Consider the following 11,362-nt stretch of genomic DNA (forward strand, 5'->3'; position numbering starts at 1 on the left):
GAAAAACAGTTTAAAACCTTTCATATACCTAACTTTCAATTTCTGTATTAATATATAAAAAAACCTAGTTCAAAACAATGAACTAGGTAAAAAATCAAATGTATAATTGCTTATTTATTTTTATTGTTTTTGAGCTCGTCTTCAGTAACGACGCGAAGATTATTTGAAGGGTCAGCAGCACCTTCATCTGTAAATCTTGCTTCCTCAACATGTTCTTCCTCTTCAGATTCGCCCTTAAAACGTTCTTTTTGTTCGTTAATAAAACCTTTAGGATCTTGTTTTACTTTTGAAGCATAACCTTTAGGGTCTTGTTTTACTTCATTATAAGTTTCATTTGCTTTTGAGCTAATCTGACTAGCGATGTCTTTTGCATTTTGCTTATAAGATTCAGGATTTGATTTATATTTGCTATATTCATCCTTTAATTTATCTCTATTCTCTTTTTTAGAAAGAACAACTGCAGCAGCTGCGCCTCCAACACCTAAAATTGCTTTTAATAATTTTGACATAATAACACCTCTTTATTATTTTAATCCTAATTGTTTAAAATCTATTTGAGTTAAATGGCGATACTCACCTGGCGCTAAAGATTCATCCAGTTTTAATTCACCAATGCTAATGCGTTTCAATTCTAAAACTTCATTATCTATAGCATGAAACATGCGTTTAACTTGATGATATCTTCCTTCATAAATTGTGACAAATGATTTAAATGCTTCATCACTTTTTACTAAAGTCGCAGGCTTTGCCAAACCCTCATTCAATTCAATACCCATTTTAAACGATTTTATATCATTATTTGTAATATTTTTTTGGGAAATTACCTCATAGGTTTTAGATACGTGTTTCGTTGGGCTCATTAGTTCATGGTTAAAAGTGCCATCATTCGTAATTAATAACAAACCCGAAGTATTTTTATCTAAGCGACCAACTGGAAACACATCTAAAAAACGGTACGGTTCAACTAAGTCCACAACTGTTTGCTGTTGGTCATCCTCTGTTGCAGATACGTAACCTTTAGGCTTATTTAACATTAGATAGACTTTATCAATATAGTGAATTGTTTCATTGTTTTTCTGTACTTCATCAGTTTCTGGATTTATTTGTTTTTTAGGAGATTTTTCTATTTTATTATTAACTGTAATAATACCTTTTTTCAATAATTGTTTAACTTCTGTACGTGTTCCTACACCCATATTAGCTAAAAATTTATCTAATCTCATTTTATAATCCCTAATTTACGTCTGAGTTTATTTGGAATATCTCCTAAAAATTGGTCAGCAAGTTTCGTCTTCATCGTAATACCACCGTAAACAATCATACCTACTATGACACTGATAATTAAAATTGCTAAAGCACCAAATTTAGTTTGCGGAGAAATAACCATTTGTAATAAAAACGATGATAATTCAACTACGACCATCATTAACAAGCCATATAAGAAAATTTTACCAAAATGTAACCACGTTTCTGAGAAGTCAAAACTCGCATATTTTTTAAGTATATAAAAATTACAGATAACAGCAAATAGTAACGCTATCGCCGTACTTAAAATTGCTCCAGCAGTATGGAATGCCATAATCAATGGCGTATTTAGTATTACTTTTAATACTACTGCCGCTAAAATTACAAAGACTGTTAACTTTTGTTTATCAATACCTTGCAGCATAGAAGCTGTTACACTTAATAATCCAATTAAAATAGCAACAGGTGCATAATAAAATAACAATTGACTACCATCGACATTATAACTATAAAAGACAGTATACAATGGTAGCGCTAAAGCCATAATTCCCAGACTTGCAGGGACTGTAATATACATTAACACCCCTAATGATGTTCGAATCTGTCTGTGCATTTCTTTTAATTCACCAGATTCATACGTCTTAGTAATAAATGGAATTAAACTCACTGCAAAACCAGCAGATAATGACGTTGGAATCATTACTATTTTATTTGTCGTCATGTTTAAAATAGTAAAGAAATAGTCATGTAAACGACTTGGTACTCCAGCCAAATCTAAGGCACCATTATGTGTAAACTGATCTACTAAATTAAACAGTGGGAAATTTAAACTAACAATTACAAATGGAATACTATAAGAAATAATTTCTTTATACATTTTTCCATAAGATACAGAAATATCAGAAGTATCCGTTGCCACCATTTTTTCAATATTAGGCTTTCTCTTTCTCCAGTAATACCATAAGGTGAATATCCCTGCAATCGCACCTACTGCAGCAGCAAATGTTGCTATACCATTGGCCTGTAACACACTTCCACCAAAAACATTCAGAACTAGATAACTTCCTACTAAAATAAATAAAATACGTGCGATTTGTTCAATAACTTCTGATACAGCAGTTGGACCCATTGATTTATAACCTTGGAACACACCACGCCATGTAGCCAGTAATGGGATAAATATGACTACCATACTGATAATTCTAATAATCCATGTGATGTCAGCGACGGACCAGCCACCCTTAGCACCAGATTCATGGGCTAAAGTAATTGTGGCAATGCTCGGTGCTAATAAATATAAAATGAAAAATCCAATAAATCCTGTTATAGTCATAACTATAAAGCTAGATTTATATAATTTTTCACTGACTTTATACGCCCCTAAAGCATTATATTTAGACACATATTTAGACGCCGCTAATGGCACCCCAGCAGTTGCAACTGCAATGGCAATATTATACGGCGTATATGCATAGTTAAAAGGCGCCAATTTTTCTTCTCCACCAATTATGGAATAAAAAGGAATAATATATAAAACACCCAAGACTTTAGTAATCAATATACTAAGGGTGATTAAAAAGGTACCTCTAACTAATTCTTTACTTTCACTCATTCAGATCTTCCTATCTCAAATTTAATTTTTACAATCATAACTTTAATCATAACGTTATAAACACTTTTTTTCAAAACTATATTACTATAAACTATAAAATAACACTATTTAGTAAAGTGAGGCAATCAAATGTACCAAACAATTATAATTGGCGGTGGACCTAGTGGTTTAATGGCTGCTGCCGCAGCAAGTCAACATAGTGATAAAGTCCTTCTCATTGAAAAGAAAAAAGGGCTCGGACGCAAATTAAAAATCTCAGGAGGCGGACGTTGTAACGTCACAAATCGTTTACCGTATGAAGAGATAATTAAAAATATACCAGGAAATGGAAAATTTTTATATAGTCCTTTTTCCGTATTTGACAATGAATCTATTATTCACTTTTTCGAATCACGTGGAGTTGCACTCAAAGAAGAAGATCATGGACGTATGTTTCCTGTTTCTAATAAAGCACAGGATGTTGTAGATGCGTTAATTCGTACGATTGAAAAAAATAATGTAACTGTAAAAGAGGAAACGTCAGTACACGCTATTGAACATACACCTCAACAGACATTCAAAGTCTTTTTAGGTAATCAACAAGCAATTGAAACGTATAGTTTGATTATCGCTACAGGTGGCACGAGTGTACCAAAGACCGGTTCGACTGGTGATGGTTATAAATTCGCTGAACACTTTGGACATACAATTACAGAACTTTTCCCAACTGAAGTACCAATTACGTCATCCGAGCAATTTATTAAAAACAAAAGATTAAAAGGATTAAGTTTAAAAAATGTTGCGTTATCTGTATTGAAGAAAAATGGTAAAAAGCGCGTCACACATCAAATGGACATGATATTTACTCATTTCGGAATCAGTGGCCCTGCCGCATTAAGATGCAGCCAATTTGTATATAAAGAACAAAAAAACCAAAAACGAGAAGATATCGAAATGCAATTAGATGCTTTTCCAGAACTCAGTTTTGCACAATTAGAAGACAAAGTACGTAAATTATTAAAAGATACGCCAGATAAATATGTAAAAAATAGCTTACACGGTTTAATTGAAGAACGTTATCTATTATATATGTTAGAGTTAGCAGATATTTCAGAAACATTAACAGCACATCATATCTCTAATGAACAATTTAATAAATTGATTACTTTATTAAAAGGATTTATTTTTAAAGTTAATGGAACACTATCAATTGAAAAAGCTTTCGTAACTGGCGGAGGGGTCTCTCTTAAAGAAATCGAACCCAAAACGATGATGTCAAAATTAACGCCAGGATTATTTATGTGTGGTGAACTGCTCGATATCCATGGTTATACAGGTGGCTATAATATTACTAGCGCTTTAGTTACAGGTCATATATCAGGAACAAATGCAAGTAAATTTCAACATTAAACCTATCAATTTGTGATCTACTAGACCAACTACGCACTGTTAAAACAAATTCATTTTTTATCCTTTTTAATGTTTTGTATTTTCTATGCGCTTGAGTCACCGAATGTTATAATACTTAAGTCGCCTACTCTCAGGCGTCAATAGACGTAGAGAGGAGGTGTATTTTGTGATTGATATCTTTGTTCATTTCATGACTGCTGTTATCAGTGGTTGTATCGTTACGTTATTTGCGTACTGGCTACGCAATCGTAATGACAAATAATACAGGCGACATTTAGCCAACACCAAAAAACCCCCTCACTACTCGCAATAGTGAGGGGGTTTGGTGTATCTGTATTGATATCTTTGTTAAATGTATTATAACACTAAACTTGCATAAAATGCAAAATCATCGTTTGATTTTGCTCGATCAAAAGATTAAATACTTTTAATTTCTAAACCTTCATCGCCCCAGGCATCCATGCCACCTTCAACATTGACTGCGTGAATGCCATTGCGTTCTAAATATTGGACGACTTGTGCACTTCTGCCACCAGCTTTACAAATAATATAATACGTTTCTTCTGAATTAAAATGACTTAAATTATCAGGAATTTTATCCATAGGTATCGTTTCTGCATCTGGTATGACACCCATTGCTGTTTCTTCATCAGTTCTTACATCTACGATATGAACAGGATTAGAATTTAAAATTTTTGATTTCAATTCATCTATAGTAATTGTTTCCATAATATATACGCCCCTTTTGTGTTATTTGGCAACAATATTAACAAGTTTTTGAGGCACCGCAATCACTTTTTTAATATCCTTGCCTTCTATTTCAGCTTTGATATTTTCGTTACCTAATGCTACTGTTTCCATTTCTTCTTTTGAAAGATCTTTAGAAACTTTAATTTTGGCACGAACTTTACCATTTACTTGAACGACAATTTCCACTTCATCATCGACTAATAATGATTCATCATAAGAAGGCCATGGTTGATAAGTTATCGTTTCTTCATGTCCTAAACGCGCCCATAATTCTTCACCTATATGAGGTGCGATTGGCGCTAACATTTTAATAAATCCTTCAATATATGGTTTATAAATCTCATCAACTTTATAGCAATCATTTATAAATACCATTAGCTGACTAATTGCCGTATTGAAATTTAATGTTTCAAAGTCTTCCGAAACTTTTTTCACAGTTTGGTGGTAACTTTTATCTAAAGCTTTATTATTAGTATTGACTACTTTATCTGTGATTAAACCGTCTTCTGTAATTAAAAGTCTCCAAATTCTGTCTAAGAAACGTCTTGAACCGTCTAATCCTTTATCACTCCATGCAATTGCAGCATCTAGTGGACCCATGAACATTTCATATAGACGTAACGTATCAGCACCATGTGATTTGATTATATCATCTGGATTAATAACATTACCTTTAGATTTGCTCATTTTTTCATTACCTTCACCTAAAATCATGCCTTGGTTAAATAATTTTTGGAATGGTTCTTTGGTAGGCACTACACCTAAATCATACAAGACCTTATGCCAAAATCTAGCGTACAATAAGTGTAACACTGCATGTTCAACACCACCAATATATAAATCCACAGGCAACCAATGTTTTAACTTTTCAGGATCAGCTAACATCTGTTCATTATCTGGGTCAATAAAGCGTAAATAATACCAACAACTACCTGCCCATTGTGGCATTGTATTTGTTTCACGACGTCCTTTCATTCCAGTTTCTTCATCTATGACATTAACAAATTCATCTATATTAGCTAATGGCGATTCACCTGTACCAGAAGGTTTAATTTCGTCTGTCTCAGGTAAAAGTAAAGGTAATTCATCTTCAGGAACCGTTGTCATCGTACCATCTTCCCAATGTATAACAGGAATAGGTTCGCCCCAATAACGTTGACGACTAAATAACCAATCTCTCAGTTTATAATTGACTTTTCTTGTACCAGCATTGTTTTGTTCTAAAAGTGCAATAGCTTTTTCAATCGCTTCATGATTATATAAACCATTTAATTCTTGTGAATTAATATGAGGCCCATCGCCATCATAAGCTGATTCAGATAGGTCTCCACCTTCAATTATTGCTTTAATTGGTAAATCAAAAGCTTTTGCAAATTCATAGTCTCTTTGGTCTCCGCTAGGAACTGCCATAACAGCGCCTGTACCATATGAAGATAAAACATAATCAGCAATCCAAATCGGCGTTTTTTCTCCTGATAAAGGATTAAATGCATACGCTCCAGTAAACACACCAGATTTTTCTTTAGCTAATCCAGTACGTTCTAAGTCTGATTTCATTGCCGCTTCTTGTTGATATTTCTCAACACTTTCTTGATGTTCTGATGTAGTAATTTTATTTACGAGTTCATGTTCAGGACTTAACACTAAGAATGTTGCACCATAAATAGTGTCTGGGCGTGTTGTAAACACTTCAATTTGATCATTGAAATTTTCTACATTAAATCTTACAGATGCGCCTTCTGATCGTCCAATCCAATTACGTTGCATGTCTTTTAAAGATTCAGGCCAATCTAAATCATCTAAATCTTCAAGTAATCTGTCTGCATATTCAGTAATTCTAAGTACCCATTGTTTCATTGGTCTTCTATAAACAGGATGTCCGCCACGTTCAGAAACACCATCGATTACTTCTTCATTTGACAATACAGTACCTAACGCAGGACACCAGTTCACAGCTATTTCATCAACATAAGCAAGTCCCTTATTATATAATTGAATGAATATCCATTGTGTCCATTTATAATATTCTGGGTCTGTTGTATTAACTTCACGATCCCAATCATAACTAAATCCTAATTCCTTAATTTGTCGTTTGAAAGTTTGGATATTTTGTTTTGTGAATTCACGAGGATCATTACCTGTATCTAGTGCATATTGTTCAGCTGGTAAACCAAAAGCATCCCAACCCATTGGATGTAATACATTATATCCTTGCATTCGTTTGTATCTTGAAATAATATCAGTAGCTGTATAGCCTTCAGGATGGCCTACATGTAACCCTGCACCTGATGGATAAGGGAACATATCAAGTGCATAAAATTTTTTCTGGCCTAAATTATCTTCAGTTTTGAACGTTTTATAGTTTTCCCAATAATTCTGCCATTTTCTTTCAATTTCATTATGATTGTAATTCACTTCATTTCCTCCTGTTCAATAATAAAAAGACACCTCAAACTATTATATAATAGGGACGATGATTTTCACCGCGGTACCACCCTGTTTCACTAAATGTGCGCTCATTTTAATTAATAGTTAGAGATGTCATTCATTCACTTTAAGTCCTGGTAAGTTCACTTGAGGCTTTACGCTAGGTTCCACCCACCCTAGCTCTCTGTCGAAAAGCTTTCAAATTACTACTCCTATACTCTTCTTATGATATTTGAAAAAACCCTTTATTTCAAGTATAAAGTTGATTTACAAAACTCGCCTTTATGTTTATATAAAATTATTTAAACTATACATAAAATATTATTAATTCAATAACCATTTCTCGCTAAATCATTAATGCTTATTTTTAATCTCATGTACCATGATTGCTCTGAAACAAAAATAAATGAAATCTACATTTTGGGTTCAGTATTATATTAAATATCCTTTGGTAATTTACGATCATAAAATGTTAAAAATATAAGTGATAAAACTAACAATGAAATCATGCTTAAAAACATGATTTGCATGTTAAACATATCAACAACAACGCCACCAATAAGAGGACCAAATGCTTTACCAACTGTAGCTGCAGAATTAACGTAACCTTGGAACGAACCTTCTTTCCCATTTGGTGCAAGTTGATTTGCAATTGTCGGAACTGCTGGCCAAACAAACATTTCACCCAATGTTAATATAACCATACCTACCATAAATACAGAAAATTGTTCAGCAAAACTTGTGACAAAGAAAGAGATAATAAAAATACCTATACCAACATACATTTGATGCTTTAAATTTCCTTTTAATAATCTGATTATCGGAATGATTAATGGTTGTGCAACTAATATCATAATACCGTTGACAGTCCACAATAAACTGTATTGGCCCATAGAGATATTTAGCTCTTGAGTAAATGAACCAATCGTACTTTCCCATTGAATATAAGCAATCCAACAAATGCTAAACATGACACACAGCAAAGTTAATGCAATGAATTGTGGTCTGTACGCTTTATCTAATAAACTCATAGCATCATTTGATTTAACTTTAATGTCCAATTTAATATTAAATTGGCTAATTGCGACTATGGCAAATGCAATATACATTAATAAATTAGCTATAAATATATAATTAAAACTTAATTCTGCCACAAAGCCACCAGATGCTGCACCAATCGCCACTCCTAAATTTTGAGCTAAATATATCGCATTAAAAGTTTGTCTACCACCTTGCGGCCAAACTGCACCTGCTAACGCATAAATTGCTGGGACAATCATGCCACCGCCAAAGCCTAGACAGACTAACCATACTGCATACCATGGCCATCTGTGGAAAAAATTCAACAATGTTGTACTACTTAAACAGATCACAGTTCCAATCATAATGGTCCGATAACCACCCAATTTATCAAATAGATTACCACCTAATAAATTGCCAATGACCATACCAAATGAATTAATCATTAATACTAACCCAGCCATTGTTAAACTTTTGTCTAATTCTTCATTCATATATATTGTATTTAATGGCCATAAAAAACTTGAGCCTGTGATATTTAATGCCATACCAATCACCAACCACCACACTGATTTTGGCATATTCATAACCATAAGCTCCTTTCTAATTTTAAATTTCTGTTTTTACTCTAAACACTATATCATTAAAATATGTTAAAATCTTTAACTAGAATGAATTTAGAAAGGAAAATGTTATATGGGACAATTCTTCCCTTACGCATTCGAGAATAAACGATATCATACTTGGAATTACCATTTGAAAAATAAATTTGGACAAAAAATCTTTAAAGTTGCAATTGACGGAGGATTTGATTGCCCAAATAGAGATGGCACAGTTGCACATGGTGGCTGTACGTTTTGTTCTGCAGCAGGAAGTGGGGATTTTGCAGGAGATCGTGTAGACCCGATTGATGTGCAATTCCAACAAATCAAAGATAGAATGCATGAAAAATGGCATGAAGGTCAGTATATTGCTTATTTCCAAGCATTTACTAACACACATGCGCCAGTTGAAATATTAAGAGAAAAGTACGAAACTGCATTAAAAGAACCTGGAGTTGTAGGATTATCTATTGGAACACGCCCTGACTGCTTACCGGATGATGTTGTCGAATACTTAGCTGAATTGAACGAACGTACCTATTTATGGGTTGAATTAGGTCTACAGACAGTACATCAAAAAACATCAGATTTGATTAATCGTGCACATGATATGAAAACGTATTACGAAGGTGTAGCTAAGCTACGTAAACATAACATAAACGTGTGTACACATATCATTAACGGTCTTCCTGAAGAAGACTATGACATGATGATGGAAACAGCTAAAGAAGTAGCACAAATGGATGTCCAAGGCATTAAAATACACTTGTTACACCTACTTAAAGGTACACCAATGGTAAAACAATACGAAAAAGGCATGCTCGAATTCATGTCTCAAGACGATTATACAAATTTAGTTTGTGATCAACTAGAAATTTTACCAAAAGAAATGATTGTCCATCGAATTACTGGTGATGGTCCGATTGACTTAATGGTTGGCCCTATGTGGAGTGTCAACAAATGGGAAGTATTAAACGAAATTGATGATGAATTAGCACGCAGAAATTCTTATCAAGGAAAATACTATGAATCGACGATTAAATCATGAAACTAGAACGGATTTTACCATTTTCTAAAACGCTATTACGACAACATATCAATAAAGACAGCATTGTGATTGATGCCACTTGTGGTAATGGTCATGACACTGAATTTTTAGCACAACAAGTTCCAAATGGTAAAGTGTATGCTTTTGATATTCAAGAAGTTGCAATTCAAAATACGAGCAACAAGACAAACGCATTTAAAAATGTACACTTAATTCAAGATAGTCATGCTAAAGTAAAGCAATATATACAAAGTAATGAAATTGGACAAATTGATGCAGCCATTTTTAATTTAGGCTATTTACCTAAAGGCGACAAATCAATTGTGACAATCCCCAGCAGTACTTTAACAGCTATAGATGAAATATTTGATATATTGGCAACAGAAGGCATAATTGTACTAGTAATATATCACGGACATGATGAGGGTAAAATTGAACGTGATGCATTATTAAATTATCTTCAACATTTTGATCAAAACAAAGCACACATATTACAATATCAATTTATTAATCAAAAAAATAATGCACCATTTCTATGTGCAATTGAAAAAAGATAAAGTATATTAAAAATAAAAATGCATCTCCATTTATATGGAGATGCATTTTTACTTTAGTATAGATATTGATTTCCTAATACTATATTGGGTCTAACTTCTCATTTTGTAACTATAATTATTCCCTATAATTTTAAGATAGATTTAAGACTAGATTGTATAGTAGATGATTTTTCACTTATTTCTGCTTTAAAACAATTTAAAAGTTCTTCCCTTTGATCTTTTAAATCCTCATTGAAATGTATAATTACCGTACGTTCATCGTTCACAGGTCTTTCTTTAATAATCCACGCTTTCTCAACTAAATCATTATACGTTCTTGTACGTTTATAAGATTTTATTTTAACATAATTATCCATTTCTTTAAGCGTCATTGATCCTTCTTCCCAAAGTGTTAAAAGAATTAAAATTTCTTCTTTTGACATTTTATATTGTTTCTGTACTTTTTCAAAAATTTCTTCAATATCTTTAAGTACATATTCCAATCTAAGGACACTATCTACCATATCAGCAATTGTCTTCCCCATAGAAATATCCCCCAATCATAATATAAAGTTAAACATGTAAAATTAATTTACCAAAAATTCATTCAATGCAAAATTTATTCATATCGGAATAAATTTTGATATTTTCAATAAAATTAATCTTATATACAGTTTAAAATTAAATTATGAATTATGCAATTAGTTGTTTGATTTTATTTTGCATATCTTTC

11 protein-coding genes are annotated in these 11,362 nt (G+C 32.7%); 4 read left to right on the forward strand and 7 right to left on the reverse strand.

From position 1 onward, the window contains the following. Positions 1–110 precede the first annotated feature (110 nt). From CD150_RS11140 to CD150_RS11150, 3 genes are read right to left on the reverse strand one after another with little or no spacing between them, the layout of a single operon-like run. Positions 111–509: a YtxH domain-containing protein gene (locus CD150_RS11140; protein ID WP_073341656.1), complete on the reverse strand. Its 399-nt coding sequence runs from the start codon at positions 507–509 to the stop codon at positions 111–113. 15 nt (positions 510–524) lie between these two features. Next, the gene (locus tag CD150_RS11145) at positions 525–1,223 is read right to left on the reverse strand and encodes a pseudouridine synthase (RefSeq protein WP_103161595.1); all 699 of its coding nucleotides are present in this window, start codon (positions 1,221–1,223) and stop codon (positions 525–527) included. Then, positions 1,220–2,857, reverse strand: coding sequence for a putative polysaccharide biosynthesis protein (locus CD150_RS11150; protein WP_046208342.1), 1,638 nt, complete (start codon positions 2,855–2,857; stop codon positions 1,220–1,222). Before CD150_RS11150 ends, CD150_RS11145 begins: the two co-directional genes overlap by 4 nt. Before the next feature lie 129 nt (positions 2,858–2,986). Between CD150_RS11150 and CD150_RS11155 the strand changes: the two genes are divergently transcribed. Next, positions 2,987–4,246 carry a BaiN/RdsA family NAD(P)/FAD-dependent oxidoreductase gene (locus tag CD150_RS11155; protein WP_073341649.1) on the forward strand — a complete coding sequence of 420 codons (1,260 nt, stop codon included), beginning with the start codon at positions 2,987–2,989 and terminating at the stop codon, positions 4,244–4,246. Positions 4,247–4,412: 166 nt separating this feature from the next. Further along, the gene (locus CD150_RS13275) at positions 4,413–4,508 is read left to right on the forward strand and encodes a type I toxin-antitoxin system Fst family toxin (RefSeq protein ID WP_107360307.1); all 96 of its coding nucleotides are present in this window, start codon (positions 4,413–4,415) and stop codon (positions 4,506–4,508) included. A 155-nt stretch (positions 4,509–4,663) separates the two neighbouring features. On the opposite strand, the gene CD150_RS11160 is transcribed toward CD150_RS13275, so the two are convergent. The 3 genes from CD150_RS11160 to CD150_RS11170 all read right to left on the reverse strand — a co-directional run bounded on the left by CD150_RS11160 (position 4,664) and on the right by CD150_RS11170 (position 9,030). Then, positions 4,664–4,975: a rhodanese-like domain-containing protein gene (locus tag CD150_RS11160; protein WP_073341646.1), complete on the reverse strand. Its 312-nt coding sequence runs from the start codon at positions 4,973–4,975 to the stop codon at positions 4,664–4,666. A gap of 21 nt (positions 4,976–4,996) precedes the next feature. Further along, positions 4,997–7,411: a leucine--tRNA ligase gene (leuS, locus tag CD150_RS11165; RefSeq protein WP_073341644.1), complete on the reverse strand. Its 2,415-nt coding sequence runs from the start codon at positions 7,409–7,411 to the stop codon at positions 4,997–4,999. A gap of 449 nt (positions 7,412–7,860) precedes the next feature. Next, positions 7,861–9,030 (reverse strand): MDR family MFS transporter, encoded by a 1,170-nt coding sequence (locus tag CD150_RS11170; protein WP_103161596.1) that lies wholly within the window; start codon positions 9,028–9,030, stop codon positions 7,861–7,863. Positions 9,031–9,139: 109 nt separating this feature from the next. Here CD150_RS11170 and mnmL point away from each other — a divergent pair, with 109 nt between their 5' ends. After that, entirely contained in the window at positions 9,140–10,093 is a 954-nt protein-coding gene (gene mnmL / locus CD150_RS11175) for a tRNA modification radical SAM protein MnmL/YtqA (protein WP_103161597.1), read from the forward strand. After that, on the forward strand, positions 10,090–10,650 hold the full coding sequence (gene mnmM, locus CD150_RS11180) for a tRNA 5-(aminomethyl)-2-thiouridylate-methyltransferase MnmM (protein WP_046208336.1): 561 nt from the start codon (positions 10,090–10,092) through the stop codon (positions 10,648–10,650). The genes mnmL and mnmM overlap by 4 nt, the downstream gene beginning before the upstream one ends. 122 nt (positions 10,651–10,772) lie before the next feature. Here mnmM and CD150_RS11185 read toward each other — a convergent pair whose 3' ends face one another. Further along, positions 10,773–11,174, reverse strand: a complete 402-nt coding sequence (locus tag CD150_RS11185; protein WP_046208335.1) for a transcriptional regulator, SarA/Rot family — start codon at positions 11,172–11,174, stop codon at positions 10,773–10,775. Positions 11,175–11,362: the final 188 nt, after the last annotated feature.

It is taken from the genome of Staphylococcus ureilyticus, assembly GCF_002902235.1.
GTDB classification, from domain to species: Bacteria; Bacillota; Bacilli; order Staphylococcales; family Staphylococcaceae; genus Staphylococcus; species Staphylococcus ureilyticus.

What these genes read in the sequence shown, in the direction of transcription:
- CD150_RS11140 (WP_073341656.1), bottom strand. Translation starts at nt 509, where the DNA reads ATGTCAAAATTATTAAAAGCAATTTTAGGTGTTGGAGGCGCAGCTGCT.
- CD150_RS11145 (WP_103161595.1), bottom strand. Translation starts at nt 1,223, where the DNA reads ATGAGATTAGATAAATTTTTAGCTAATATGGGTGTAGGAACACGTACA.
- CD150_RS11150 (WP_046208342.1), bottom strand. Translation starts at nt 2,857, where the DNA reads ATGAGTGAAAGTAAAGAATTAGTTAGAGGTACCTTTTTAATCACCCTT.
- CD150_RS11155 (WP_073341649.1), top strand. Translation starts at nt 2,987, where the DNA reads ATGTACCAAACAATTATAATTGGCGGTGGACCTAGTGGTTTAATGGCT.
- CD150_RS11160 (WP_073341646.1), bottom strand. Translation starts at nt 4,975, where the DNA reads ATGGAAACAATTACTATAGATGAATTGAAATCAAAAATTTTAAATTCT.
- CD150_RS11170 (WP_103161596.1), bottom strand. Translation starts at nt 9,030, where the DNA reads ATGAATATGCCAAAATCAGTGTGGTGGTTGGTGATTGGTATGGCATTA.
- mnmL (WP_103161597.1), top strand. Translation starts at nt 9,140, where the DNA reads ATGGGACAATTCTTCCCTTACGCATTCGAGAATAAACGATATCATACT.
- mnmM (WP_046208336.1), top strand. Translation starts at nt 10,090, where the DNA reads ATGAAACTAGAACGGATTTTACCATTTTCTAAAACGCTATTACGACAA.
- CD150_RS11185 (WP_046208335.1), bottom strand. Translation starts at nt 11,174, where the DNA reads ATGGGGAAGACAATTGCTGATATGGTAGATAGTGTCCTTAGATTGGAA.